Annotated in this window: 24 protein-coding genes, 1 other RNA gene and 1 pseudogene; 11 read left to right on the forward strand and 15 right to left on the reverse strand. The window is 58.5% G+C overall.

What is annotated here, in order from left to right:
- Window positions 1–42: 42 nt before the first annotated feature.
- Together HMPREF2808_RS01640 and HMPREF2808_RS01645 are read right to left on the reverse strand one after the other, a co-directional pair.
- Window positions 43–3,102: a bifunctional [glutamine synthetase] adenylyltransferase/[glutamine synthetase]-adenylyl-L-tyrosine phosphorylase gene (locus tag HMPREF2808_RS01640; RefSeq protein ID WP_070623320.1), complete on the reverse strand. Its 3,060-nt coding sequence runs from the start codon at window positions 3,100–3,102 to the stop codon at window positions 43–45.
- Between the two features lie 7 nt (window positions 3,103–3,109).
- Window positions 3,110–4,447 (reverse strand): glutamine synthetase family protein, encoded by a 1,338-nt coding sequence (locus HMPREF2808_RS01645; protein WP_070519741.1) that lies wholly within the window; start codon window positions 4,445–4,447, stop codon window positions 3,110–3,112.
- 411 nt (window positions 4,448–4,858) lie between these two features.
- Between HMPREF2808_RS01645 and HMPREF2808_RS01650 the strand changes: the two genes are divergently transcribed.
- Together HMPREF2808_RS01650 and HMPREF2808_RS01655 are read left to right on the forward strand one after the other, a co-directional pair.
- Window positions 4,859–5,722, forward strand: a complete 864-nt coding sequence (locus HMPREF2808_RS01650) for a DUF2786 domain-containing protein (protein ID WP_230310853.1) — start codon at window positions 4,859–4,861, stop codon at window positions 5,720–5,722.
- Between the two features lie 110 nt (window positions 5,723–5,832).
- Window positions 5,833–7,557 carry a CYTH and CHAD domain-containing protein gene (locus HMPREF2808_RS01655; RefSeq protein WP_070623325.1) on the forward strand — a complete coding sequence of 575 codons (1,725 nt, stop codon included), beginning with the start codon at window positions 5,833–5,835 and terminating at the stop codon, window positions 7,555–7,557.
- Between the two features lie 124 nt (window positions 7,558–7,681).
- On the opposite strand, the gene HMPREF2808_RS01660 is transcribed toward HMPREF2808_RS01655, so the two are convergent.
- Window positions 7,682–7,870 carry a hypothetical protein gene (locus HMPREF2808_RS01660; RefSeq protein ID WP_070596507.1) on the reverse strand — a complete coding sequence of 63 codons (189 nt, stop codon included), beginning with the start codon at window positions 7,868–7,870 and terminating at the stop codon, window positions 7,682–7,684.
- Window positions 7,871–8,016: 146 nt separating this feature from the next.
- On the opposite strand from HMPREF2808_RS01660, the gene HMPREF2808_RS01665 reads away from it, so the two are divergent.
- On the forward strand, window positions 8,017–9,288 hold the full coding sequence (locus HMPREF2808_RS01665; protein ID WP_070519733.1) for a galactokinase family protein: 1,272 nt from the start codon (window positions 8,017–8,019) through the stop codon (window positions 9,286–9,288).
- On the opposite strand, the gene HMPREF2808_RS01670 is transcribed toward HMPREF2808_RS01665, so the two are convergent.
- From HMPREF2808_RS01670 to HMPREF2808_RS01690, 5 genes are all read right to left on the reverse strand, one after another.
- Window positions 9,285–10,688, reverse strand: a complete 1,404-nt coding sequence (locus HMPREF2808_RS01670) for an RNB domain-containing ribonuclease (protein ID WP_070623328.1) — start codon at window positions 10,686–10,688, stop codon at window positions 9,285–9,287. The two genes, HMPREF2808_RS01665 and HMPREF2808_RS01670, sit on opposite strands and share 4 nt — an antisense overlap.
- A 36-nt stretch (window positions 10,689–10,724) precedes the next feature.
- Window positions 10,725–11,158, reverse strand: an RNA gene (gene rnpB, locus HMPREF2808_RS01675) — RNase P RNA component class A.
- Window positions 11,159–11,173: 15 nt separating this feature from the next.
- On the reverse strand, window positions 11,174–12,343 hold the full coding sequence (locus tag HMPREF2808_RS01680; RefSeq protein ID WP_070623331.1) for a bifunctional RNase H/acid phosphatase: 1,170 nt from the start codon (window positions 12,341–12,343) through the stop codon (window positions 11,174–11,176).
- Window positions 12,340–13,056: a zinc ribbon domain-containing protein gene (locus tag HMPREF2808_RS01685; RefSeq protein WP_070596510.1), complete on the reverse strand. Its 717-nt coding sequence runs from the start codon at window positions 13,054–13,056 to the stop codon at window positions 12,340–12,342. The genes HMPREF2808_RS01680 and HMPREF2808_RS01685 overlap by 4 nt, the downstream gene beginning before the upstream one ends.
- Complete coding sequence (locus HMPREF2808_RS01690; protein WP_070623334.1) at window positions 13,057–13,905, reverse strand: Nif3-like dinuclear metal center hexameric protein; 849 nt, start codon at window positions 13,903–13,905, stop codon at window positions 13,057–13,059. It abuts the gene before it with no gap.
- A 102-nt stretch (window positions 13,906–14,007) separates the two neighbouring features.
- On the opposite strand from HMPREF2808_RS01690, the gene HMPREF2808_RS01695 reads away from it, so the two are divergent.
- From HMPREF2808_RS01695 to HMPREF2808_RS13440, 3 genes are read left to right on the forward strand one after another with little or no spacing between them, the layout of a single operon-like run.
- Window positions 14,008–14,499 (forward strand): low molecular weight protein-tyrosine-phosphatase, encoded by a 492-nt coding sequence (locus HMPREF2808_RS01695; protein WP_070596512.1) that lies wholly within the window; start codon window positions 14,008–14,010, stop codon window positions 14,497–14,499.
- 31 nt (window positions 14,500–14,530) lie between these two features.
- Entirely contained in the window at window positions 14,531–15,508 is a 978-nt protein-coding gene (locus HMPREF2808_RS01700) for an SURF1 family cytochrome oxidase biogenesis protein (RefSeq protein ID WP_070623337.1), read from the forward strand.
- A 24-nt stretch (window positions 15,509–15,532) separates the two neighbouring features.
- A complete protein-coding gene (locus tag HMPREF2808_RS13440) occupies window positions 15,533–15,691 on the forward strand; it encodes a hypothetical protein (protein WP_158011571.1) in 159 nt (52 codons plus the stop codon).
- A 370-nt stretch (window positions 15,692–16,061) separates the two neighbouring features.
- Here the strand turns inward: HMPREF2808_RS13440 and HMPREF2808_RS13935 are convergent.
- A pseudogene (locus HMPREF2808_RS13935) lies at window positions 16,062–16,232 on the reverse strand (DUF2599 domain-containing protein); the annotation flags it as partial.
- A gap of 205 nt (window positions 16,233–16,437) precedes the next feature.
- Between HMPREF2808_RS13935 and HMPREF2808_RS01705 the strand changes: the two are divergent.
- The gene (locus HMPREF2808_RS01705; RefSeq protein ID WP_070623340.1) at window positions 16,438–17,001 is read left to right on the forward strand and encodes an SMI1/KNR4 family protein; all 564 of its coding nucleotides are present in this window, start codon (window positions 16,438–16,440) and stop codon (window positions 16,999–17,001) included.
- A gap of 71 nt (window positions 17,002–17,072) precedes the next feature.
- Here HMPREF2808_RS01705 and HMPREF2808_RS13870 read toward each other — a convergent pair whose 3' ends face one another.
- The 4 genes from HMPREF2808_RS13870 to HMPREF2808_RS01715 form a co-directional block, all read right to left on the reverse strand.
- Window positions 17,073–17,198, reverse strand: coding sequence for a hypothetical protein (locus HMPREF2808_RS13870; RefSeq protein ID WP_256388830.1), 126 nt, complete (start codon window positions 17,196–17,198; stop codon window positions 17,073–17,075).
- Window positions 17,195–17,884: a hypothetical protein gene (locus tag HMPREF2808_RS13260; RefSeq protein WP_141752570.1), complete on the reverse strand. Its 690-nt coding sequence runs from the start codon at window positions 17,882–17,884 to the stop codon at window positions 17,195–17,197. Before HMPREF2808_RS13260 ends, HMPREF2808_RS13870 begins: the two co-directional genes overlap by 4 nt.
- 896 nt (window positions 17,885–18,780) lie before the next feature.
- On the reverse strand, window positions 18,781–19,179 hold the full coding sequence (locus tag HMPREF2808_RS01710) for a hypothetical protein (RefSeq protein ID WP_070532697.1): 399 nt from the start codon (window positions 19,177–19,179) through the stop codon (window positions 18,781–18,783).
- Between the two features lie 29 nt (window positions 19,180–19,208).
- Window positions 19,209–19,412 (reverse strand): hypothetical protein, encoded by a 204-nt coding sequence (locus tag HMPREF2808_RS01715; RefSeq protein ID WP_070532699.1) that lies wholly within the window; start codon window positions 19,410–19,412, stop codon window positions 19,209–19,211.
- Between the two features lie 450 nt (window positions 19,413–19,862).
- On the opposite strand from HMPREF2808_RS01715, the gene HMPREF2808_RS13940 reads away from it, so the two are divergent.
- The gene (locus HMPREF2808_RS13940) at window positions 19,863–20,027 is read left to right on the forward strand and encodes a recombinase family protein (protein ID WP_371325871.1); all 165 of its coding nucleotides are present in this window, start codon (window positions 19,863–19,865) and stop codon (window positions 20,025–20,027) included.
- A 169-nt stretch (window positions 20,028–20,196) separates the two neighbouring features.
- Entirely contained in the window at window positions 20,197–20,436 is a 240-nt protein-coding gene (locus tag HMPREF2808_RS01720; protein WP_070623343.1) for a hypothetical protein, read from the forward strand.
- A gap of 220 nt (window positions 20,437–20,656) precedes the next feature.
- Here HMPREF2808_RS01720 and HMPREF2808_RS13445 read toward each other — a convergent pair whose 3' ends face one another.
- The gene (locus HMPREF2808_RS13445; protein WP_168164086.1) at window positions 20,657–20,830 is read right to left on the reverse strand and encodes a hypothetical protein; all 174 of its coding nucleotides are present in this window, start codon (window positions 20,828–20,830) and stop codon (window positions 20,657–20,659) included.
- Window positions 20,831–20,898: 68 nt separating this feature from the next.
- Window positions 20,899–21,450 carry a recombinase family protein gene (locus HMPREF2808_RS01725; RefSeq protein WP_070623346.1) on the reverse strand — a complete coding sequence of 184 codons (552 nt, stop codon included), beginning with the start codon at window positions 21,448–21,450 and terminating at the stop codon, window positions 20,899–20,901.
- Between the two features lie 759 nt (window positions 21,451–22,209).
- Between HMPREF2808_RS01725 and HMPREF2808_RS01730 the strand changes: the two genes are divergently transcribed.
- Both HMPREF2808_RS01730 and HMPREF2808_RS01735 read left to right on the forward strand, forming a co-directional pair.
- Complete coding sequence (locus tag HMPREF2808_RS01730) at window positions 22,210–22,815, forward strand: hypothetical protein (protein ID WP_210386946.1); 606 nt, start codon at window positions 22,210–22,212, stop codon at window positions 22,813–22,815.
- Between the two features lie 85 nt (window positions 22,816–22,900).
- On the forward strand, window positions 22,901–23,923 hold the full coding sequence (locus HMPREF2808_RS01735) for an AAA family ATPase (protein ID WP_168165061.1): 1,023 nt from the start codon (window positions 22,901–22,903) through the stop codon (window positions 23,921–23,923).
- Window positions 23,924–24,137: the final 214 nt, after the last annotated feature.

Below are 24,137 nucleotides of genomic sequence, written 5' to 3' on the forward strand. Positions count from 1 at the left end.
TGCGGATCAGGGAGAATAAGCGCCTCCCCTCGCTGTGCTCTACTAATCGTGCTCGAATGACTCAGTCTCACCCCAAAACACCTCGTCGACTACCTTCCGGGCGTGCCGGGTGACTTTGAGATAGTGCTCTAGGAATTGTTGGTTGTGCTCGGGCTCCCAGCCGGCCGCACCAGCCACCTGCGCCAGTTGAGGGCCCGGTGCCGGAAGCTGGTCCACGCGCTTACCACGCACCAGTACCAGGGCGTTGCGGGCATCGGTGGCCAACAACCAGGCCTCTCGCAGCTCCTGCACTTGTTGGACTGGAATGACCTCGCTCTCCTCGAGGGCGTCGAGAACGCGCAGTGTGGAGGGATCATGGAGCGCCGGCACGTCGTGAGCATGCATCATCTGCAGCAGCTGGACGGTCCATTCGATATCGGTCAACCCGCCGCGCCCCAGCTTGGTATGGGTATTGCGGTCAGCGCCGCGCGGCAAACGCTCGTTATCAACGCGCGCTTTCATTCTGCGGATATCGCGGATGGTCTTCTCGCTTACGCCCTGCGGCGGATAGCGGAAGACATCCACCATGGTGAGGAAACGTTGCCCGACGTCTTTGTCCCCCGCCACGAAAGCCGCGCGGAGTAGTGCCTGCATCTCCCAGGGCTCGCCCCACTGCGAGTAATAACGCTCATAGGACTCGATCGAGCGCACAACTGCTCCCGACCGACCCTCTGGGCGCAAGCCCAAATCAACGTCCAAGGGCGGATCTCCGGAAGGCTTTGCCAAGCGGCGGCGCAGTTTCTCGATAATGCCAATTGCCCACGGCAGGGCTTCCTCTTCGGCATTGTCTTCGGTTGGCTCTGCCACCACGATGACATCGGCGTCCGAGCCAAAGCCCAGCTCCATGCCGCCGAGCCGCCCCATTCCAATCACGGCGATGCGGGCTGGTGGTTCGGCGTCATCGTTCTCCAGCCTCCAGGCCCTGACTTCGGCGCGCAGCGCGGCTTCCAGCACTGCATTCCAGATGGTGGACAGCTCAAAGCACACCTGCTGGACCGGTAAGAATCCCAGCAGATCCGCGGCAGCGATCCGCGCCAGCTCCGCGCGGCGAAGGGCTCGGGCTACCGACACGGCCTTGTCAGGGTCCGCGTGACGCTTAGTCGAATTAATCAATGCGGAGGAAACTTGCGCCGGTTTGGTTTCCAATAGCTTGGGCCCTGCCGCGCCATCGGAGAGCTGCTTGACGACGTCCGGCGCGCGGATAATGAGCTCCGATGTAAATGGCGAGGTGCCCAATATCTTCATGAGGCGCTGGCCGACGACGCCTTCGTCACGAAGCATGCGCAGGAACCACGTTCGGTCGTAGGCCGCCTCCGACAGCTTGCGATAATTCAGCAGGCCCATGTCTGGATCGGCCGTGTTTGAGAGCCACTCCATCAACGTCGGCAGCAGGATGGCCTGGATACGGGCCTTGCGCGACTGCCCAGCCGCCAGGGAGGTGAGGTGCTCGAAGGCGCGATCCGGGTGGCGATAGCCAAGTGCCGCCAGCTGCAAAAGCGCTGCTTCGCGCGACAATTTGAGCTCATCCGCAGACATCGACGCCACGGAATTCAACAGCGGGCGGTAGAACAAGCGCGAGTGCAGCTCAGAGATGAGCAGGCGAATCTTCCGCAGGTGGGCGTTCATCCGATCCGCTGCTGATTGATGCCCCTGTGGGTGAAATCCTGAATTGATGGCCAGCCACGTCAGCGCCGTGAGGTCATCTTTTTCCGGCAATGTGTGCGTACGGCGGAAGCGCTCCAATTGGAGGCGATGCTCGAGCAAGCGGAGAAACTCATAAGCCTCGATGAGCTGGGTGCCGTCCTCGCGTCCGACATACCCGGCGCGCACGAGCGCTGCGAGGGCATCGACCGTCGCCAGCGTGCGCAGCGATTCATCTGAGCGGCCATGAACCAATTGCAACAGTTGGACGGCGAATTCCACGTCCCGCAAACCGCCTTCACCGAGTTTGAGTTCGCGAAGGCGCATATCCTCCGGGACGTTGTCCAGCACTCGACGGCGCATAGCCTGGACGTCTTCCACGAAGGATTCCCTCTGCGATGCAGTCCACACCATGGGCCCAATCTGGTCGAGATAGTCCGTGCCCAAGGGCAGGTAGCCGGTCTGCGGCCGCGCCTTTAGTTGGGCTTGGAATTCCCACGTTTCCGCCCACCGCTTGTAGTAGGCCACGTGCGAATCCAGTGTTCGGACCAGCGCACCAGATTTGCCTTCTGGGCGCAGGTTGGCGTCAACCTCAAAGAAGCACGCCGAGCCGATTCGATTGAATTCTGACGCGAGACGGGTGATCCGTGGCGTAGCCTCCGAGCCCACGAAGATCACGTCCACGTCGGAGATGTAGTTCAACTCGCCCGCACCGCACTTGCCCATCGCGATGACTGCCAGCTGCGCATCGAGTGGCTGATCCTCGTAGACCACTCGGACCGCACCCGCGAGCGCTGCCGTCAAGGAGGCGTCAGCGAGGGCCGTCGTCAGCCGCGTGATTTCACGGAAGCCCACCCGCGGCTGCGGCCGTGACTGTCCCTTGCGCGAATGGAAAGTCCCTGCGAGGTCATGAGCGGCGATGCGCATCATGAGCGTCCGGTAAGCCACCTTGAGCGATGCCTTGTGGTCGCCAAGAGCCGCCCGGTATGTACCGGGAGAGGTCAGATCGGGGCTCGCGGTATCAGGACGAGTGGGCGGCTCGGCGTACGTTGCCGGTTCCGCGCCTACCTCTTCCAACAAGGTGTGCAGCATTTCCGTGGGAGTCGGCAGCGGGCGCTGGAGCTCGCGCCAGGTCTCTGGGTGGGCGGCAAGGTGATCACCAAACGCAGAGGAGCCGCCCAACAGGGCCATCAACCGTACCCGGAAGGTTTCGTCCTCACGCATCGCCGGGCCAATCTCAGGCGCTGACTCGATGATCCTCATTAACGTATTGAGGGCCATATCGGGATCACCGGCTGCGGCCAGGGTCCACAGCAGCTCGAGAGACTCAGGATTATCCCACCCAAGGCGGGACAAGTCCTCCGCAGCAGTTGGCCGGGTAAGGCCAAGAGTTGCCGGGGACGGTACAGATGCTGGTCGCATGCTTCTCCTAGAAATTCAGGTTGTTGCGCAACTCGAATGCGGTGATCTGCTGCTGATACTCGTGCCACTCATCCCACTTGGCGCGCAGGAAGTACTCAAAGACGTGCTCTCCTAGGACTTCCGCCATAAACTCAGAGCGCTCGAATTCACGGAGTGCCTGGTCCAAGCTGCTTGGCAGATCCTTGTACCCCATCGCGCGGCGCTCACGACGGGTCAGCTGATGGACGTCATCCTCAGCGGGATCACCAAGCTCATAGCCTTCCCTGATTCCGCGCAGGCCAGCGGCAAGCAACACCGCGTAGCCCAGGTAGGGGTTCATCGCTGAATCTAGTGAACGGATTTCAACGCGGCGCGACATTTCTTTGGAAAGACGATAGGTAGGAACTCGAACCAAAGCCGAACGGTTGGAGATTCCCCACGTCACTGATCCCGGGGCTTCGCTGCCAAACATCAAGCGCTTGTAGGAGTTGGTCCACTGGTTGGTAATTGCGGTCATTTCCACAGCGTGCTCAAGGATGCCGGCGATAAACTGCCGCCCCGTACTGGAAAGTGAAATCTCATCGTCGGGGTCGTGGAAAGCGTTGGAATCTCCCTCGAAAAGGCTCAAGTGGGTATGCATGCCCGAGCCAGAGCGATGCTCAAATGGCTTCGGCATGAATGTGGCGTGCACTCCTTGCTGGGAGGCAACCTCTTTAATGAGGTAGCGGAAAGTCATGATGTTGTCCGCCATGGACAGTACGTCGGCATGGCGTAGATCGATTTCCTGCTGCCCAGGTGAGGTTTCATGGTGGCTGAATTCCGTGGCAATGCCCATGGATTCCAGCGCGTACATCGACCGGCGCCGGAAACTCGGGGCGTTATCGTGCGTGGCTTGGTCGAAGTAGCCTCCGTTATCGGTGGCAATCAGGGTATTGATATCGCGGGCGTCTTCCAAGAGATAAAACTCAATCTCAGGAGAAGCCTTGCACGTAAACCCTTCATTGGCAGCCTCAGTAACCTGACGGCGCAGAATGTGGCGTGGGTCCACCAGGGAAGGTTGCCCATCGGGCTGGGTAATGTCACAGAACATGCGCGCCGAAAGAAGCTCTGGTTCTTCCTTGTCAAAGGGCATGATTTGGAAGGTTGAAGGGTCGGGCATAGCGATGGTGTCTGCCTCTGAGATGCGGGAGAACCCTTCCACCGAGGAACCATCGAAGCCAACACCTTCCTCGAAGGCAGATTCCAACTCTGAAGGGCTCATTACCACCGATTTCAGCGCCCCCAAGATGTCAGTAAACCAAAGGCGAATGAAGCGGATATCGCGTTCTTCAACTGTACGAAGGACGAATTCGTGTTGGCTGTTCATGTTCTAAACCCTACCGCCGCGGGCCCAAGTAACGGCGGGAGTTGCATCTTTTGCCCCCGCCCCGCCAACTATTCCCCCAGTTGACAAGAGTATCTCGGGGGCAACTTTTTTCGATTCTTAGGCCAGATGTCAACTTCACGTGCTTGAATGGCCCCACAACCGAACAGATGTACCCATACAAACGGAACAGGAACAGCTATGAACAACCACCACGGAACCTTAAGCGCACGAGGACTCGAGCTCATTTGCCAAGCGGCCAGTCAAGGATGGTCACCTAAGGACTTACTCCACGTCCTAGGCAGCTTTTGCCACCCTCTTATTTATCGTGCCGCTGCTCATATTCCCGCGCAAATTAGTTCTACTGTGCTGCGCAAGGAATGGTTAAGCGTCTCCCCACCTAACTCGATGACTATGTCGACCGATGACCTCATACGGCTCATTGACGCTACTTCCGCTCTGCCCCCACTGCGTGACGTTGACGTGCTCGCAGCAGAGAAAACTAGTTCTCGGGCAAGCCAAGACAGCAAAGAGAATCGGATCCGCAACAAGATCACCCAGCTTCTGCGAAAGGCTGAATCCACTCCTTATGAAGAGGAAGCCAGTGCGCTCATTGCCAAAGCACAGAGCCTTCAACAACGGCACCGTCTCGATGAGGCACTGGCCGAATCCCCGGACACGGTGATGTCCACACGCATCCATATCAGTGCGCCCTATATCAACCACAAAACCACGCTTCTTAGCGTCATCGCAGATCGCAATGGATGCACCGTCCTCAAGCTTCACCCCAAGGGAATCATCACCGTCTTTGGCGCCGAGGCGGACATTGATCATGTCAGCGACCTGTTCGCTTCCCTCCTGCGGCAGTGCGAATGGCACATGACTCATGGGGAGGCTGCCGACAACGCGCGATTACTCGGCAATGTAGCGTCGTTTCGCCGAAGCTTCATTTTGGCCTACGCCACCCGCATTGGGGAGCTTTTGGAGGAAGCGAACGCCTCATTGGCGCCTCACGACGAGAAACAGACAGACTCGGCTGCGGGCAGCAACGCCAAAAGGAAAAACGACGTAGCCCTCGCTCAGCGATCTTTATCAGCGGTGGAAATACGCAGACATAAGGCAGAAGCTTTAGCTGATCACCTCTTCCCTGATTCGCGAACCATCTCCTTAGCAATGAGGAACCATGCAGGAATGTCCGCAGGTGCAACTGCCGCGGAGAATTCCCACTTGGGTGGTGATTCCTCGGGCCTGGGTGGGCGCCGCCAACTCACCGGTTAAGGACCAGCAAGGGTTGGCACATTTGCACTATTAGCCAGGTAACCTAGAAGGCAGTGCAGAGGTTTTATACCTCTTCTTTTATCATTTCGCTCCCCGACGAAGGTGTGTACATGTCTCCAAAGACGTTTCTTGAAATCGAAGCCAAGTTCGCCGTGGATGAAACCACCCCGGTACCAGATCTCGCCCGCCTCGATGAGGTAGCCCGAGTCGCAGAAACTCGCCACCACTCGTTGTCGGCGATTTACTACGACACTGAGGATCTCCGTCTTACTCACGCGAAGATCACGCTGCGACGCCGCACCGGTGGAAATGACGATGGCTGGCATATCAAAATTCCCGGCGCGGAAGGTCGTACCGAAATCCGAGCCGAACTCGGTGACCCCGTCGACGGCAAGTACGAAGTCCCTGCCGAGCTCCTCCACCAGGTTCGTTCGGTGATCCGTAACCACCCGCTTGAACCCATTGCACAAGTGGACAACAACCGCACCGAGTTGCTCCTCGTAAACGCGGACGAGCAGCCTGTCGCTGAGTTCTGCGATGACCATGTCACCGCATTCTCTTTCCTACCAGGTGGCTCTCAGAGCACGTGGCGCGAGTGGGAAGTAGAGCTCGCAGGAGAACTGCCCGGTACGAAGGAGGGCAGCGCGCTACTGCGGCATGCCACTTCCCTGTTGATCAGTTCTGGTGCGCGGGTTTCCTCCTCACCGTCCAAGCTGAAGTCAGCATTGGGGCAGTCCATCAACAATGTCGAGCTTCCCCCAGCACTCGCAACGTCTAACGTCGAGCCCGGATCCCCTGCGGCGGCAGTCGTGGAGGCACTGCGAGCTAATCGGGATAAGCTCGTCGAGTTTGATCCGCGGGTACGCCGTGATGAATGGGATTCCGTGCACCAAATGCGCGTTGCTACCCGCGAATTGCGCAGCCACCTTCAAACCTTCCACGGCATTGTCGTGGGCCCGGAGATCAAGCGCCTAGAGTCCGATCTCAAGGAGCTTGCGGCCATGCTTGGCGTTGCTCGTGACGCCGAGGTCGTGGAAGAGCGCTGGCAGAATCTCCTCGCCTCCGAGGACTCCGATGTGCTTGATGAAGCCACCCGCGAACACATCGCGCACGATATGGGCCGCGCTTACCGCCGCGCGCATCGTCGTGTCATCGCTGCTCTCGATTCTGACCAGTACCTGGCTCTGCTCGATGCGCTCGACGCATTCCTTTCCAACCCGCCAGTCGCCGCCGAGGATGCTTCGGTTGACGAAGACACCAGCGCCGGGGACAACGGTGCGGTGGAATCTGATTCCGCTGCCACAGCTTCCGCTGAACTATCTGAGCAGCAGGAGGCAGCGAAGGACTATGCGCCGAAGCACGCCAAACGTGATGAAGAAGAGTCCCACGATCTTGACACGGTGATGGCGCTGCACCTCAAGCAGGCCTATGACAAGCTGGTCAAGCGCCACAAGAAGGCTATCTCCAACTGGGATAACACCGAGCTGACGCTGCATGAGCGTGAAGAGTACTTCCACGATATGCGCAAGGCCGCAAAGAAACTGCGCTATGCAGCTGAGGCAGCTGGTTCAGCCACCACGCTAAAGACCAAGAACCTCTACAAGGCCTGCAAGCAGATGCAATCTGTCTTGGGAGACTTCCAGGATTCCGTGACATCTCGCGATAAGTTGCTCGAATTGGCAGAAACCGCACGCCGGCGTGGCGAGGATACCTTCGGCTATGGTCTGCTCTACCAGCGCGAGCGCGTCATCGGGTTGGAAGCACTCAACGCCTACTCGGACAGCTTTAAGGCCATCAAGTCCGCGTTTAAGCCACTGCGCAAGAAGCTGCGCTAGGCCGCCGGCTCATCCTGCGTGGCTGCGTAGTTGTGCAGTCACCACAACGGCCCACACCATCGCCTACTTGCGGTGGTGTGGGCCCGAGCTTTTCGTAGCCGCTTCATGGCCGGCCATGAGGCGTTTAGTTATCGTCTTCGGCGGCATCCTCAGCATCAGCCGCGGCGGTGCGGGCTTGCGCGATTTCAATAGCGTGCTCGGCTTCCTCGCGGGAATTGTAGGGGCCCATGCGGTTCTCCCAGCCGGACACCTTTCCCTGGGATACCTCGCCGGTAGACGGGTCGTAGAACCACTTGTTGTCAGCCTCAGCCATAGTTTTCTCCGTTCTGTCGGGCAAGTAATCAGTGCACCCCACACTACAGACCGCCCGCGGGTCACGCCCGTTAGAATAGATTGGTCACCTACTACTGCCTTTTCTTTTAGGCAGGCTTTCGCCACCAGCAAAGGAGAACCTTCCCGATGCCCCTGTGGACTGCCCCTTCGACCCCGGCCGTCGACCGCGTTCGCGCCGCACACCGCGAGAACGTGGGCGCTGATGCAGCTCATGTTGCTAGCGCCCCTGCCACCTGGGCACTCATCGGCGAGCACATCGATCACTACGGCGGCATCGCCATCATGGGCCTGGCCAACATCCGCGCGGCAGCAGCTGTCAGCCCCCGCAGCGACGGCCTGGTCAAGGTTCGCCTAGAGCACACCAACGGCGAGACCGTTGAAGACCAAATTTCCCTCGAGCAGGTCTCTTCCCTCGCCGCGGAGCAACAGCCCAGCGTCGATTCCGAAGGCCAGCCCATCGAACCCCCTGCACCCGAAGGGGCCATCGCCGCGCGCCTCGGCGGCATCATCTACACCATGATCAACCGCCAGCTCCTTACCCGCGAGACCGCCGGCGCCGATATCACCGTGGTCAACGACATCCCCGATTCGACCGGGCTCGGCGCCGCCGCAGCCATCGACATTGCCACAGCGCTAGCGTTGCTCGGCAACGCAGATGATCTGCATGATGCTCCGCTGCGTGCCCGCATCGCGGAGGTGTGTTCCCAAGCAGTTGGCACCTTCGCCCGATTCCCTGCGCTGCGCGCCCGCCACTCCGCCGCGCTGCGCGGCGCTGGTGAGTCCATCACCATCATCGACTACGCCGACGGCTCCGTCACCCAGGCTCCGCACATGGTCAACAAAGACATCGCGGCCTTCGCTCTGGCCGTGCCGAGTGACGCCGATTCCTTAGAAGCCGTCGCAGAGATTCGCACCCGCGAGCGATTCATCGACGCCGCCTGCCGCGCCTTCGGCACGCCTTCGCTGCGCCTGTTGCCGGATGCACCCCAACGCGTCCTCGAGTGGCTCGCCGCTGTCCACAAGGTGCACGGCACCGAGAATCAGCCGACCATCGCGCAAGCCACCGCGTGGCTGACCTTCTACTCAGAGGAAACCGAGCGCGCCGAAGGAGTTGCCCGCGCTTTGCGCTCGCGCCGCGGCACCGAGCTTTTCCCGCTCCTCACGCAGTCGCAGTCAGCCTTGTCCACCGTGTATGAATTCAGCTCCGCGGAGAAACTCGCGCAGCTGGCCACCGCGCGCGGCGCCGTCGCGGCACGCTCCGCCCACGCGGGCACGTCCTCCGCGGTCATCGCCTACGTGCCGAGCACCAAGGCCGCAAACTTTGCGGCCGACTTGGCCGAGGACGGCCTGCTTGTCGTCCCGCTTACTGCCGGAAGCCCAGCAATCACCGAGGACTAGTCCGCCGGCCACGCGAAGAGCACATCGCGCTCCTCAACGTCGGCCTTGACCAAGGACACCATCGTCTCCTTGCCGGTCTCCGGGTGGCCTACGGCCTGCCCCATCACCGGCGGGTCTAGGACGAAGAGGCGCGCCTTCTCGCGCTGTTCCCCGCCATCAACCACCACGGCTTCGAAGTTGGTGCCTACCCACGGCGCCAAGACCGTCGCCTCCGTAAGGTTCAAACAGGCCTTATCCACCTGGGAGGCCAGCTGCGATGTCGAGCGCATCGTGGAAATGACATCCCCGGCGCGCTCACGCACCCACTGCGGAACCTCGTAGCCGCCGCTGAGCGCCAGGCAGACCTCCGTGGCAAAGCGGTCAACTAAACGCCGCAACGGGGCCGTCACGTGTGCATAGTAGCCGCCGATTCCCGCGTGCACGTCCGCCTGGCCATCCTCCAGCCACACGTAGTCAGCACCACGAAGCAAACGCTGGGCCTCGCGCATCACCGCCATCCCGCGCGGCGAATCCGCATCCACGGAATGCAGGAATTCAGAGATGCTGCTCTCCCCCAGCTCAAAGCCCAGGGCCTCCGCCTCAGAGCGGAAGGTGGCCTCAGCCTCCGGGGTGGCCGCCGATAGGGTGCGCAGGAATCCAACACCGTGTGATTCCATCAGCCGCCCCGCGCACATCCCGGTGAGCAGGGAAATCTCCGAGTTATAGTCCATCACCTCATGGCGCGGCTCCATGACCAGCTCGTAATGGCCTTTCTCCCCATCGCTGCTTTCGGATACGCGCTGCGAGGGAATGCGCAAGTTGATCGCCTCGCGGCGCAGCGAGGAAGCCTGGCGCAGCTTTCCCACCTCCGGCAGCAAGGCGATGGAGGAATGCAGCGTGCCCTTCTCCAAGTCGGCGTGCACTTGGTCGTAGTCCAGCCGCGCGTGGCTGCGCACAAGCGCGCGCTCCACCGAGAAGTCCTCCACCTCACCTGCGGAGTCAAGGTCAAAGGTCCAGAGGACGGCGGGGCGGTCGACGTCGGCAAGCAGCGAAGCCCTATCTTCGGAGAGCTCTGCCGGGTGCAGCCGCGCCGGCTCATCGGGCAGGTAAATGGTCTGGCCGCGCTTGAGGGATTCCTGCTCCAGTGCGGAGCCCGGTTCGATGAACGCGGCGACATCCGCGATGGCATAGAGCACGCGGTAGCCGCCATCGCGCGCCTCGATGAAGACGGCCTGGTCCAAGTCCATGGAGCCGGCCGGGTCGATGGTCACCAGCGGGATGTCGCGGGCATCGCGGCGCTGTTCGGCATAGCGGTCCTGCGCGGAGGCGGCCTGTGCGGTGACGTCCTCCGGGAAGTCTGTCGGAACGGAAAATTCCTCGGCGATGGGCCGAAAGTCCAAGGGCGCGGCATACAGTTTCATGCTGCCCCATTGTTCCAAAAAATAAAAGCGTGGGTGCGAATGAGCCAACCTATAAGCCGGATTCTGTGCCGCGCGCGTGGCGCGGTGGCAAACATCCATCCAGGCCAACCGTTGCCAGTTGGCTCAAGCAGCTACCTTCAGGCTTCGGCGAGCAACCTACTAACGCCTGATCGGGCCCGCAAGCGTGGCGGGCCGTGATGCCTTGCTCCCAGTGGGGTTTACCCAGCCACCGCCATCGCTGACAGTGCTGGTGCGCTCTTACCGCACCCTTTCACCCTTACCGCTTCCCTTTCGCCGCGCCGAAACGCGGTGGAGGTACGCGGCGGTCTACTCTCTGTTGCACTTTCCCGCGGGTCACCCCGGGTTGCTGTTAGCAACCACCGTGCTCTGTGGAGTCCGGACTTTCCTCGGCCCGCGCCTAGCCCCATAATGGGGCCGGTTCGACGGAACGCGTTTGCCCGGTCGGCTCATTCGCGCCTGTTAGTTTATCGCAGCGCGCCCAGATGCCCCACATCGTTGAAACGGTGCAGGGTGCTACCGCCCTCGAAGAACTCGACCTCACTCAAGGAAGCCAGCTCAAGGAAGAGGTGGTTGGGCGTTTGCGGTCCGGAATCGAGTGCTTGGCGCACGAAGGACTTGATGGGGTTGACGTGGGAGACCACGAGGACAGTCTGCTCTGCATAGCGCTGCTGCAGCTCGCGGCGCGCGGCGCTGACACGGCGGTGCACGGCGCGCAGGGACTCCCCGCCCGGACAGGCCACGGACGTATCTTTCAGCCAACGCGCGTGGAGCTCAGGGTCGGCGGCATCTGCTTCGGCGAAGGTCTTGCCTTCCCAGCGCCCGAAGTTCACCTCGATGAGGTCCTCGACGGTTTCCACACGCAGCTCACGGCCCTTAACCACGGCGGCAGCCGTCTGCTGACAACGGCGCAGCGGCGAGCACACCACGGCATCGATGTGGGTATCGGCCAAGGCTTGGGCAGCGGCGAGCGCTTGCTTCTTGCCCAGCTCGGTCAGCTCGGGGTTTGCACGCCCGGAGTACTGCTTGGCGGCGGACATCGCCGTCTGCCCGTGGCGCAGCAGGATGAAGCGGGTGGACTGTCCGGTCTCGGGGCGCCAGTCGGCTGCGGTAGAGGACGCCGTGCTTGCCGACGTCCCCCCGACCTCCCCGCTGGCATCCTGACCATCCGCAGCGACGGCCTCAGCGCCGTCGCCGGAACCCATGTCGAGGATGCCCGCGGGATCGCCCTTCGCGGCGGCGTCCATCGCCACGTTGGAAAGCGCATCGGCCACAGAGTTCTTCGCGCGCGGGACCCACTCGAGGCTAAAGCTAGGAATCTGATCCAGCAGGCGGCGCGCCTCGATGGCGAGCTTCTGCATGTCCGGGTGCTTGATCTTCCAGCGCCCGTTCATCTGCTCCACCACGAGCTTGGAGTCCATATAGAACTCCACCTCATCCGCGCCCAGCTCCACCGCGGCCTCCAAACCGCGCAGCAACCCGTGGTATTCGGCCACGTTATTCGTGGACTTCTGGCCCACGACGTAAGCGATTTCCCTGAGCAGCTGCGAGCGGTCCTCGTTATAGACCGCAGTTCCGGAGCCGGCGATCCCGGGATTGCCGCGGGAGCCGCCGTCAGCAAAGATGACTAGCTTCATGAGGCCGGGCGCACCAGGTAGGAGCCGCAGTCGCTGCACTGCGGAACCTCGTCGGCAGCAGCGTTGCGCACCGCGTTCTGCTCGGCCGGCGGCAGCACGATGAAGCAACCACCGCAACCACGCCCGGTGAAGGCCGCAGCGCCCACGCCGTTTTCTTCGCGCACGGTCTCGTACTCCTCCAGGACATCCGCGGGCAGCTGCTCGCGCAGCTCGCCGATGCGCACCTGCGGATCCGGGCGGTTCGCCGCGGCCTCTTGGGCGGCCTCGGCCGCGCGCTTGAGTACTTCGAGTTTACGCTCGGAATCGGAGACCTTCGCGCCGTGAACATCAAGGTTGGCGCGCAGTGCGTGGATTTCGTTATGGGCTTCCTGTAGCTCGCTCATAAGATCCGCGATGCGGGACTTTGCAGCGTAGAGATCGTGCTCCAGGTCCTTGCGGGTCTCTGGGTCGGTCGCAGCACCAAGCTGCGCCTTGTCATCGCGCTCGCGCTGGCGTAGCTTGCGCTCGTCGGCCTGGATGCGCAAGATCTCCAGTTCCATGTCGTCGACGGCGAGCTGGGCGGAGCCGGAGGCGTCGACAAGCCGGGCGTGTGCGGCCTGGGCCTTCTCGTACTCCTCTTGCTCCGGGATGGTAGTAGTTCCACCGTGTGCCTGGGAGCGCTCGAGGGTGGCCAGCTCCAGCAGGATGTTCTGCAGGTCCTGTGGCAGTTTCATTTAGTTCTCCTTATGCGCAGAAATCGTCCATGGGTCGGTGCGGACATCGATGATCTCGGTGTTCACGCGCAATGCGCCCTCCACAATATCGCGCGCTTGGGCAGTCCAGGGAAACTCGCTGGCCCAGTGAGCGGTATCCACCACGGCCGGGCCCTCCGGCTCCGCCAGGTGCGCGGCGCGCAGGTGCTCGTCCACTGGGTGGTGGCGCAAATCGGAGGTGACGTAGACGTCCACGCCGAGCGCTGCCGCCTGGTCCAGGAAGGAATCCCCCGAGCCACTGGAGACGGCAACTTTCTTCACCATGCGCTCCGGATCGCCGGCCGCGCGCACTCCCCATTCGGTTTCCGGAAGGGCATCGGCCACGCGCTGGGTGAATTCGCGCAGAGTCACCGGCTGCTCAAGCTCGCCCACGCGCCCTAGCCCTAAGGCCTCGTCGAGGTTCTCATAGGGCTCCACCGGGACGATGGGGCGGCCGGGCGTGATACCGACGAGCTCAGCCAGCTTGTCGTTGACACCCGGGCGGGCCTTATCCGCGTTGGTGTGCGCGGCCAACAGGGCCACGCCATTGCGTATCAGAGTGTGGATGACCTTGCCCTTCGGCGTATCCGCCGCCACCGAGGTCACCCCGCGAAGCAGCAGCGGGTGATGCACCACGAGCATCTGCGCGCCGAGCTCCACGGCTTTGTCTGCCACTTCCTGGGTGCAGTCCAAGGCAAAGGCCACGGTGCTCACCTCGTCCGCGGGGTCACCGCACACCAGACCAACGGCATCCCAGGGCTCGGCCAGCTGCGGCGGGTAGGCCTCGTGGATTACGCGGCGGATCTCGCCAACGGTCGTTCGTTCTGCCATCTCGTTTGCTCCTTGTTGGCTTGAGGTTTCACGTCAGTCGCGTCGCTGCTATATCCTAGCTTTCGTTCGCCAGCGCACCCCTCTAGCTTAAGGAGCCTTTGCATGACGCCTCCGGAGAACGACAACCAGCTCCACATCGTCTTCGTGTGCACGGGCAACATTTGCCGCTCACCCATGGCGGAAATCATCACACGCGACGCCATGGAGACCGACATGCTCGACCTCCTCGCGCGCGTGAGCTCCTGCGGCCTCGGCGGCTGGCACGTGGGCCAGGGCGCGGACGAGCGCGCCGTGGCTGAGCTGCGCCGCGGCGGCCACGATGGCGCCGGCCACCAGGCCGCCCAGTTGGGTCCGGACCATATGGACGCGGACCTCTTCGTGGCCATGGACACCGGCCACCGCGATGCCCTCATCGAGCGCGGCATCCCGGAAGACAAGGTGCGCCTCATGCGCAGCTTCGATCCGAACTCCCCGGAGGATGCCAGCGTGGAGGATCCTTTCTATGGCACGGAGGAGGACTTCGCCCGCACCCGCAGTGAGATCGATGCTTCCGTTCCGGGCCTGCTCGAGTGGATTAAAGAAAACCACGGCTAGATAATTCTGCGCGGCTACTAGACTGATCATCATGCTCAAGACATTCCTCAAGCCTGGGTGGGTGCTCTTTCTCATCTTCATCGTCGCGTTTTCCTATTTGTCTTTCACGGTGCTCGCTCCGTGGCAGCTGAATAAGGACGCGCAAATTGTGGAGCGCAACCACCTCATTGAGGAGGCCTACGACGCCGACCCCCAGCCGGTCACCGAAGTCTTTTCTGATGATGGATCCTTGCACAAGGAGTGGGAACGCGTGGAGCTAACCGGCCACTACCTCCCGGAGGATGAGGTGCTCCTGCGCCTGCGCCCGGTGGAATCCGCCCCGGGATTCCAATCGCTGGTCCCCTTTGAAACCGAATCTGGTGAGACGTTCCTGGTCAACCGCGGCTGGATGCCCACGGATGAGGGCAACTCCGTCCCCCACATCGACCCGGCCCCGCAGGGCGAGGTCACCATCGTGGCCATGGCGCGCTACGACGAGCGCAAGCACACCTCCGCACCCATTGAGGAACAAGGTTACACGCAGGTCTACTCCATCAATACGGAGCAGATTGCAGAGCTTGTCGACGTCCCCCTTGCCCACGACTACCTCCAACTCTCCCCCGAGCAGCCGGGTGAGCTGCATGCGCTGCCGGTTCCAAAGCTGGACCGCGGCAACCACTTGTCCTATGGCTACCAGTGGATTGCCTTCGGCGTGATGGCGCCGCTGGGGTTTGCGTATTTCGTGTGGTCTGAGATTCGGGAGCGCCGCCGCGCCCGCGATGAGGATGCCCTGATTGCTGAGGCCACTGCGGCCGCCACCGGTGCCGGCTCCCCCGATGCGGCTGCGGACGTCAATAGCTCCGAGCACGAGGAGCCTTCCGGCGAGCACTCTGATGCTACGACGCCTGCTGCCCCGCCTTCGACGCCTGCGGCTGCCACGCAGCCTTCGCGCCGCTCCCGCTCACGCTATGGCTCCGCCAAGCCGGACTTCTACGAGAAGATCCGTGAGCGCGGCCAGGAGCGCTACTAGCCTCGACCCCCAAAGGGGACGATCATGAACGCGATTGCGTGGACGCGAGAAGCGACCGAAACCGAGATTTCCGAGATTTCCGACAGTATTCTTGAAGCCGCTGGCTGCACCGCTGAGAACTGCATTCCCAACTGGGACGACGACATGGGCCTGACCCCGGAAAGTAGACGCGTCGGGGGTTAGGCCCGATCGACACTCCCCACTAGAGCAAAAAGCATCTTTCGCCCAAGCGCAAAGGCTTCCTTCTCATTCACGCCCGACGCTACTAAATACGGGTCAATGCGGATACCGATGCACCTTCCTGTGCTCGAACCAGGCCCAAATCAAAGAAGCCAAGAACAACAGTGGCGTAACCCACGCCAGACGATGCCACCAATGTGCTCCAAAGTATGATTCATCAGCACTTAGTCCTGCTAGATAATTGATTACAAGCGTTGCGATGAACAGCACTACAACGACAGTAACGCTCGACCAGTAGGCTGCGCTTTTCTGTTTACGCATCAATGCCATCCTCCTCAATACATGTTTGCTGTTTTAGCGCGGGTTTGTGTGGTTAGTCGTCTCCCTCACCCGGATTACATCGTTCGGCTATTGTTCTAGGAAGTCCAACATCAGGGCGCCAATCCTCCAAGTTCCAACTAGGCTTAACTCGGGCGACTTGAGATAGCGGGTGACACACAAACTGGTTGTGGAGGCTTCCAGTATCCGCAACCCCCTTGGATTTTGCTTCATTCCAATCAGCCGGTCGGAACGGTGCTGCTTAGCATTTCCGCTCCCCCGGTGACAGACTCGCACCGAGGCTAGCCTTGGCGCAAGGGTATGTTGACCACACAGCACACTGGGTCGACATGCTCGGACTCGTCGGAAGGTCGCACGTAGAGCACCACACAAGGGCGGTTTTGGCCTTTAGGGAAAGAAAGGATAGATAAATGGAAATTCCGTCGGACTTCTACTCAACTAAGAGCAACCCGTTCACTAAGGAACAAATATCTAGATTGAAGCGGAGCACAGATTCCTCTCTACCTAAAGACTATCTGGAATTTCTATCACTCTATGGAGGTGGAGTTATTTCTGAAGCTTACTCACGCGTACAGCTCAAGACAGACGACGCAACCCTTCTCGAGGTTGAAGCAACCATGTTCTTTGGAAACATAGCACCAATAGATATATGGGAAAATTCCATCCAATTGGATCCAACTTGGCTCCATGACTGGGCATTCTACTTTTGCGAAGCAAGTAACCCTCCCGAAGACAAGATTCTACTCAACCTCTCAAACGAGAAATTCAAAATCGGAAGCATACTATATGAAGATGAAGGGAAAATCTTCCAAGTGTCCGAGGATTTTACATCCTTCATATCACTTCTAACAAATAATCGAAGAGACCAGCCCGAAACACGTAAACATATATCGGATAAATTTGGCAATTTCCACATTCCAAGCAAAACGGTTAAAAAGATTGAGTTCCCCAACCGCAATCCTGATCGAGATTAGTAGCGGCATTTTAGGGTTAAGTAGCAGAATGTGTGTCCGTGCGGCGTGTCGCGGGGCGGGTACACGGTTTGTTACTTCATGGGGCCTTTTCTGATTCCTATCGAGTGTTCGTACTCGTAGTCTCCAGTATCCCCGTGGGCTTTGATAAACAAGGCGCACAGGTGCGCGCCTTGGGCTTCACGAACAATGTCAGTCAAGCCGACTCCTTACTGTTCCCAGCGGAAGGCGAGGGGATAAGGTTCGACGCCCTCCATCCAACACATCCAGCAGCAAATTGACAAACAGTACCTACTACTAGCTTGATCCATATGTGCTCTCCGGGGTTAGTCCAAATAAACATCGGAACCGCAGGGGCAGCAAATAACAACGCAAGAAGGAACAACCATAAGGCAGGTTTGTTTCTCGATGACGTTATAGGGCTCGTTCTATCGGCAGCGAGATAATAGAAAAATACTGACGATACTCCCAGTAAGACGAATATCGTCGCGGCCACACCCTTGATAATTCTGGGAACTTCTCCTTCCACATCACCGACAAGCACAGAATAGTTATTAATCAAGAAGAGGAGTGTTTGATAAGTGATTATCCCCAGGTTCCCATATCTGTGCAGTTCAGCGTCTGAGAAGCAATGCCAATTTGCACTTCTTACCTCGCGTTCTTCTTGCCTAAGGGCCGACGGACGTCTTAAAGATAAGCGATTGAGAGCTCGTGTAACGAGGTGAAAGCCGATCAAAAACGGCACCCACTTTATATCGTTCGCCACTTGCTGAGACTGTTTCGGCTTAATCTTCTTGTCTACGTCTTGCTGCGGAGTGCCTTCTTGCTTCGCAGGGGGAGTTTCGCCTTCTTGTGCGGATTGAGATTCATCTTTACTTGTGGACATAAATACTCCTTTTGTGAGAACCGTTATTTATTGCATGAATATCTTTTCTGAGTATTCAACTGTGGGCGATAAGGAAAATTCTCCCTACTTAACCAACTTTATGCACTGCATGGCCCACCGTCTCCTGTATCTATTTCTCCAGTTGCAGAGTTGGGTACTGCTGCATACTTAGATAAGTTTCATGCGTCCAGTGAAAGTAATCCGATTACCTGACGTACACCCCCGGCTACGGATTCAATACGCGCAAACAAGCGGAATAATGGCTTGCCCGCGAAGAAGAACACCTTGAGGCATGCCGCAAAGGGTATACGGAATGGATTCCGCCGAAGCAGCGCGGCAAGCTCAAGGAACAGCAGAGCTTAACCGTTGGTGACTGGATCAACCGTTTCTACAACTCCCCAACCCAAGCAAAGCGGTGGAAGCGGTCTACCCACGAGAAGTACCAAGAGCACGTTTACTACCGGCTAACAGGCGACTTCCTAGCGGGCATGAATTCCGGACAGCTACAGCACATTGCACTAGCAAAGCTAACCCGTGCCGACATTCTGGAATGGTGGGAGCATGTCAGTTGGGACTTCCCCGATAAGTACGCGCAAAACCATAAGCGCTACATTCGGCTACGTCAGGCGCTTAAACAAGCTGTAGTGCAGGGGCTTATCCCGTTTAACCCTGCCGAAAACTTAGGTATCCCACTACCGGATAAGGCCGATAAGTACCTGCCGACGGATCTTTGCATTCGACACCCAGCGCACCCCTCATCAAGTGCATCTACACACTCGGGGCCACCTCATTGAAGTGGGCTTGCTTTCAGAGTTTTTGGGGTGTCTGCGGTAATGCCCAAGTGACGTGTTTGTCCTCGGGCATTGATTCAGGAGATTGTTGTGCCTGGCAGTTGGTTAGTGGGCGAGTGTGCTGCCGTCGGGGAAGTGGATGGTGGTGGTGCCGCTGATGTCAATGAAGGCAAGGTTGTTGGCTTTGGCGAGTTCGAGGCAGCGTTGTGCTGCGTCTTCGGCGACGGCGTAGTCGAAGCCGATGTAGAGGAAATCGTCGCCGATGGTGTAATCGGCGGTTGTGTCATCATCGTCTTCATCGTCGAGGTCGTCGGCGGCGTTGAGATCAGGGAAGTGTTCAGTGATGGCGTTGTAAAACGCCGCAATAGAGTCGGTGGAGCCATCGGTAGTGGAATAATCTCGATCGTCGCTCCATTCCGTGGTCTCTTCGTACCAGGACATAAAGGCAGCATGGGTAGATGTGGGTACGGTGGTCGGTTCGATGATCATGATGTCGAAGCTCATGGGGTGTCCTTCGTTGAAGTCGTTTGAGGTTAGCTGTGTTTGGCGATGTAGTCGTCAACACCTTGACGAAGATGTTCGAGTTCTTCCACATCGCTCCATTTGCCGGGTCGTGTTTCTAGGCCCACTAGGTTGAATTGTTCTGGGGTGAGCTGTTGCCACTTCGGGCCGAAGGTCTCAGTTTCGACTTCTTGGCTGCTGTAGGCCCATTCGATGATGGCTTTGCGTTGGCTCATTATTTTTGCCCGTGTTTCGACGGATCCGCTGCCTCGGACGGAACTGTTTTTCCGTAATGAATGGTCGAGTTTGGCAAGGGGCTTAGCACTCGCGCCGTAGGCGAAGCCGACATCGTCAATGCCTGCAATCGAACGGTCAATTCCGCCATAGATGTAGAAGACGAGTCCTTTTGATAGTTCTTTGAACCAGCATGCCCCCCAAGTGTACTTGCGCTTATAGCCTAATTCCGCAAACTGGTCATCGAGAAAGGTTAATTTTTTGCCATTGGTGTTCTCCTTTTTCTTTGTCCAATTTTCGTCGTCAACTACACCGATAACACTTCAATTTCGGCATTTGGATTGCTCTGAGCAACCGTTTATGCCTGGTGCAAGTCTACAGTCGTTATCTCCAGTTGAGGTGAAGTAGGGTACACCCCAACCGAACACTCCCCGGGCATTGCCGGCCAAATCATCGGCTACGCCCGCGTCAGCACTACTGACCAAAACCCCGAACGCCAACACACCCAACTCAAAGCAGCCGGAGCAGTCCGCATCTACACCGACCACCAAAGCGGCCTTCGCCCTAGAGCACCCGCGGGCGCCCTCCGAGCACGACGAAACCCCTCTCCGACTTAACGGAAAGGGGTTTCATTTGGTGCGGCCTGAGGGGATCGAACCCGTGGTTTATCCCTGTTGGTAAACGCACTGTTTAGCGGTGTTTTTAGCGCTCCTGCATTGGGTAGAAACTCTACCAAACCATGCGCGTGCAATAAACGTGCAATAAGGAGATTAAGGAGCGCCTGTAATGGATACAGCGACGAAGTTGGACGGGCTGAGTATCCCGTTCTTGGTGAGCGTGAACAACGTGGAGGGACGGCTACAGCTATCGCATGACGCTGTGCTGCAAGACTGGCACCCGCTGGTGGCCTCGGTGTTGGGATACACCCGGCGCGCCGGGCTGTGCGTGCTGCACGATGACGAAGGCGATAACGACTATTTCGTTTCTGGCCGTGAGCGCGAGAGGTGGTTTATCCCCGGTGTTTAACTACAAACTCGAAACGCTAGCCAACGGTGTTCGCCTTACCTACGAATTGCCGTATCCAAAGCATGTACCGGCGTCTGTAACCGAATGGATAGCTAGCCAAGATATGACGCGGATTAGTACCAGCGTTTCCGGAACTACAGCGACACAGGTTTACGTAGTCTAGGAATACGAATGCCCCGGCCCTTTTTCAAGGTACCGGGGCGTTTCTGGCTTTGTAGACTTATGCGCCTGCCATAGAGGATGCCAGTAGCGCGGTTGGTCCTGCAATGCTGGAACCAACACCTAGAGCGAGTGCCGCAAGGCCACCGAAGAATACACCGGCAACCAACTTAACGGCCTCCGGATTAATCATATCCGGGTTTGCGATGAAAAATTCAGCTGCGTTAGTAAGCATGTCACTTCCTTTACTTAATCGATAGAGACTTGTTCATATTACCCAATACACCCCGCGCACGGTGCGTTTTAGTTATTTTCCAAAGCACGATAGATGCTAGGACGTGATACGCCGTAGCGACGGGCGATTTCTGCGATTGATACGCCGCTGGCTTTAAGCTCTACAACTTCATTGACCTGTGCCGGAGTTAGCGACGGTTTACGGCCCTTGTATTTTCCTTTGGCCTTTGCAATAGCGATACCCTCCCGCTGGCGCTCCTTAATCATGGAGCGTTCAAACTCAGCGACTGCACCTAGCATGTTCAGCAACAGGTTAGACATGGGCGAGTCTTCACCGGTGAACTCTAAATTTTCTTTGACAAAGCGGACGGTAACGCCCTTGGCGTTTAGTTCTTCCACTATCCCGCGTAGGTCAACGATGTTGCGTGCGAGTCTGTCCATAGAGTGCACCACGAACACGTCCCCCTTGCGGGCGTAGCGGATAGCAGCACTAAGCTGCGGGCGGTTTGTGTCTTTGCCGCTGGCCTTGTCCGTAAACATTTCGTCTACATCTACATCTGATAATTGGCGTTCTTCGTTTTGTCCGTATGAACTTACGCGCTGGTATCCGATTACTGACATTTGCTTAGCGTCCTTTGTGAGAATGTACCGGGGTGTACGTTGGAGTCTATAACCCGGCGTACACAGTGTCAATAAATAGGGATTAGCACCCTATCGTACAGGGGATACGTACACCGCCCCCGGTGTCCGCAGGGGTATAGTCTATCGGACACCCTCGCAGGGACTACCGTGCACACACTGGGTTTGGATTAGGCAGGCTTTGCCGCAGGTTTGTGGTTGAGTTGGGATTGCAACACCTAGGCTTGCACTTTGGCACGGACAACGGCAACACGGAGCCGCCACACCGCTAGCGTCCCCCGCTAACAACGCGGCACCCGTGCACGATTCACAGAGCTGTGGACACCTCTAGCACGTCAAACACACACCCGATAGGGGCAGGGGCCATGCCCCCGCCCCCGGTATCACCACCGAAGCGTATTGCGCCTGCAAACCCGCGCCGGGGTTGCGAAGTCGATGAATTTAATTCGTCAAAAACTTGACAACGGCGTGTGCCATAGGGCATACTGAGGAGTGCTCAGAAATGCCTAAACTCCCGGCAAGCTGCTACTTGACGGGTGGTCTTTTTTAATTCTGAGTTTGGTCTGTTCACCCTGAGGGCGTTGGTAGCAACCTTAGTCGATGCACTGAATTTGCGCAAGCGCCCTCCGCTTTGAGAGAGGAAGATAAACGATTCCGAGAACGACTACTATGGCAGAGTTCCGCACACGCCGAGCGGAGCTAGCAGAAATTGGGCTACGCCAATGCACACGCTGCGGTGAGGTGAAGCCACTCGAATCCGGCTTTGATAATGACCGTACCGGAGCCAACGGCAAAGCTGGCCGGTGCAAGGAATGCCGCAACGCCAGCGCCCGTGAGCGCCACAACCGCAACGACGGATTGCAAGGCGCATTGGATAACGGTTTCAAGCGTGCTGCTAAGGCAGGCAGACGACGTAAGAGGTTCAGCGTCGAACATCTGCTAAAAACGTGGGAACGCAACGGGATTGACCCGTGGCGTTGTTACTACACCGGCGTTGATTTAACCCGCGAACCTGGCCTACCGAACACGCGCCAGCTTGACCATATTGAAGCGTTGGCTGTTAAGGGCAGCGCTGGCCACACCGCCGGGAATATCGTGCCGTGCGCTGCTTCGTACAACGGTTACAAGCACGACCACCGCGCGGTAACGCGGTATCTCAACGCACCGGAGCACCTGGCCCCGATTGCTTCATACGCTGGCCTAGGCGATGGCATGGCAGGTGTTGATGGTTTTGGTACGCCCCTTGTCCCGGCGCGAGCCGAGTTCACCGACACGGAGGATGACGCGGTTACGCCGCCGCCGCAGATGGGCTACTGCCAGTGGCTTAGGACGTTTGCCATGGCCTAAGTCTTGCTTTGATTACCCCGGTGTGGATGCCCCGCACCGGGGCCTTAGGCATGGACAACTAGTTTTCGATATGAAGGAGATTTCATTGAATAACACCGGATACACAGATGACGAGGTGCAGGCAATGGTGGATGAGTATTTCTCTTCACTACTACCGGAGCGTTCCGCACAGGATTGGTTGAATTTATTTGACAACGATTTAGATGAATGGATTTACCCGGGAATTCTCTGTGATTCCTACACCATGTTTGTCGGTGCGCCGAAGTCTGGTAAGTCTCAAACCGCTGTAGAGGTAGCGGCTGCTATCACACGCGGCAGGCCTGTTCTTGGTGTAGATTCAACACGCGGTAGCGCGCCGGGAAACGTTTTATTCGTCACCACCGAATCCAACGGCCCGAAGGAGAATCTAAGCCGTCTCATAGCCGCAGACGCTGACATTAATCGTGTGTGGATTGACCAGGCCGCCGCTGGCGGTACAGTGCCAGAGAGTTCGTACGCAGCCGCAGAGGCTGGCAACCTGGCACTAGTCGTTGTTGACCATATTCCTGGCCTGTGCGCGAGCAGAGGCGTTGATACAAATTCCCTAGACGCGGTTGGGGTTATTCTGTCCGTGGCCAGCAGATTCAACGCTGCTAACGTCCCTGTCCTGTTCGTGCATCACGCTAATAAGGGCTACAACGGAGACCCCGTAGGCGCTGCGAGTGGGCATAGTTCTATCGCTGGCCTTATGCGTCATCTTGTCGGATTCAAGATGGCGGGTAACAAAGCGTTTACCACCCTGAGGTTTAACGGCAATATCGCCGGTGGCTTTGATGAGCCTGTGAAGGTCACCTTAGGCAACAATGGAAGGTTAAGCCTGGTCGATTCTCAACAACCGAAGGCGGCAACGGACACAGACGCGGCAGAGGCTGCTATGGCTGAGATTGCTAAATCAATCCCTGGCCCCACCACGAAGAAAGCGGTGTGTGAAGCTGTGGTAGCTGAGTTGACCAAGCGCGGTTTCGAGAACAATCGCGGTAGGCCCTTTAGCGTCGAATCCGTAAAGAAGAAACTCAACGGCATGAGCACTCTGGCATGGGATGCGACGGCGGGATTTGTACAATCCTAGGTTTTCCCGTTTTCTACGTTTGTGCAGGTCACAGCGTTACTATGCGGGAAACTGTTTTCCCTTTGGTTTACGTTTCCGCAGGTCACAGGCGTGGGATTCGGGAAATCGGGCTCCTTATACACTCACTTCGTTCGTTTATCCTCTAGCGACAAACTTGTTTGGCGCTACGCTTTCTTCGGAGAGTGAGTATTAGCGACCGGCTTAGGCGGTCGTT

This window comes from Corynebacterium sp. HMSC078A10 (genome assembly GCF_001811565.1).
GTDB classification, from domain to species: domain Bacteria; phylum Actinomycetota; class Actinomycetes; order Mycobacteriales; family Mycobacteriaceae; genus Corynebacterium; species Corynebacterium hesseae.

Excerpts from the sequence above, each read along its gene's own strand:
- HMPREF2808_RS13445 (WP_168164086.1), bottom strand. The coding sequence starts at position 20,830 with ATGCTTACTAACGCAGCTGAATTTTTCATCGCAAACCCGGATATGATT.
- HMPREF2808_RS01695 (WP_070596512.1), top strand. The coding sequence starts at position 14,008 with ATGACGCCTCCGGAGAACGACAACCAGCTCCACATCGTCTTCGTGTGC.
- HMPREF2808_RS01670 (WP_070623328.1), bottom strand. The coding sequence starts at position 10,688 with ATGAAACTGTATGCCGCGCCCTTGGACTTTCGGCCCATCGCCGAGGAA.
- HMPREF2808_RS01645 (WP_070519741.1), bottom strand. The coding sequence starts at position 4,447 with ATGAACAGCCAACACGAATTCGTCCTTCGTACAGTTGAAGAACGCGAT.
- HMPREF2808_RS13260 (WP_141752570.1), bottom strand. The coding sequence starts at position 17,884 with ATGTCCACAAGTAAAGATGAATCTCAATCCGCACAAGAAGGCGAAACT.
- HMPREF2808_RS01720 (WP_070623343.1), top strand. The coding sequence starts at position 20,197 with ATGGATACAGCGACGAAGTTGGACGGGCTGAGTATCCCGTTCTTGGTG.
- HMPREF2808_RS01690 (WP_070623334.1), bottom strand. The coding sequence starts at position 13,905 with ATGGCAGAACGAACGACCGTTGGCGAGATCCGCCGCGTAATCCACGAG.
- HMPREF2808_RS01725 (WP_070623346.1), bottom strand. The coding sequence starts at position 21,450 with ATGTCAGTAATCGGATACCAGCGCGTAAGTTCATACGGACAAAACGAA.
- HMPREF2808_RS01700 (WP_070623337.1), top strand. The coding sequence starts at position 14,531 with ATGCTCAAGACATTCCTCAAGCCTGGGTGGGTGCTCTTTCTCATCTTC.
- HMPREF2808_RS01660 (WP_070596507.1), bottom strand. The coding sequence starts at position 7,870 with ATGGCTGAGGCTGACAACAAGTGGTTCTACGACCCGTCTACCGGCGAG.
- HMPREF2808_RS01685 (WP_070596510.1), bottom strand. The coding sequence starts at position 13,056 with ATGAAACTGCCACAGGACCTGCAGAACATCCTGCTGGAGCTGGCCACC.
- HMPREF2808_RS01715 (WP_070532699.1), bottom strand. The coding sequence starts at position 19,412 with ATGAGCCAACGCAAAGCCATCATCGAATGGGCCTACAGCAGCCAAGAA.
- HMPREF2808_RS01710 (WP_070532697.1), bottom strand. The coding sequence starts at position 19,179 with ATGAGCTTCGACATCATGATCATCGAACCGACCACCGTACCCACATCT.
- HMPREF2808_RS01665 (WP_070519733.1), top strand. The coding sequence starts at position 8,017 with ATGCCCCTGTGGACTGCCCCTTCGACCCCGGCCGTCGACCGCGTTCGC.
- HMPREF2808_RS01650 (WP_230310853.1), top strand. The coding sequence starts at position 4,859 with ATGTCGACCGATGACCTCATACGGCTCATTGACGCTACTTCCGCTCTG.
- HMPREF2808_RS13440 (WP_158011571.1), top strand. The coding sequence starts at position 15,533 with ATGAACGCGATTGCGTGGACGCGAGAAGCGACCGAAACCGAGATTTCC.
- HMPREF2808_RS01680 (WP_070623331.1), bottom strand. The coding sequence starts at position 12,343 with ATGAAGCTAGTCATCTTTGCTGACGGCGGCTCCCGCGGCAATCCCGGG.
- HMPREF2808_RS01705 (WP_070623340.1), top strand. The coding sequence starts at position 16,438 with ATGGAAATTCCGTCGGACTTCTACTCAACTAAGAGCAACCCGTTCACT.
- HMPREF2808_RS01655 (WP_070623325.1), top strand. The coding sequence starts at position 5,833 with ATGTCTCCAAAGACGTTTCTTGAAATCGAAGCCAAGTTCGCCGTGGAT.
- HMPREF2808_RS01640 (WP_070623320.1), bottom strand. The coding sequence starts at position 3,102 with ATGCGACCAGCATCTGTACCGTCCCCGGCAACTCTTGGCCTTACCCGG.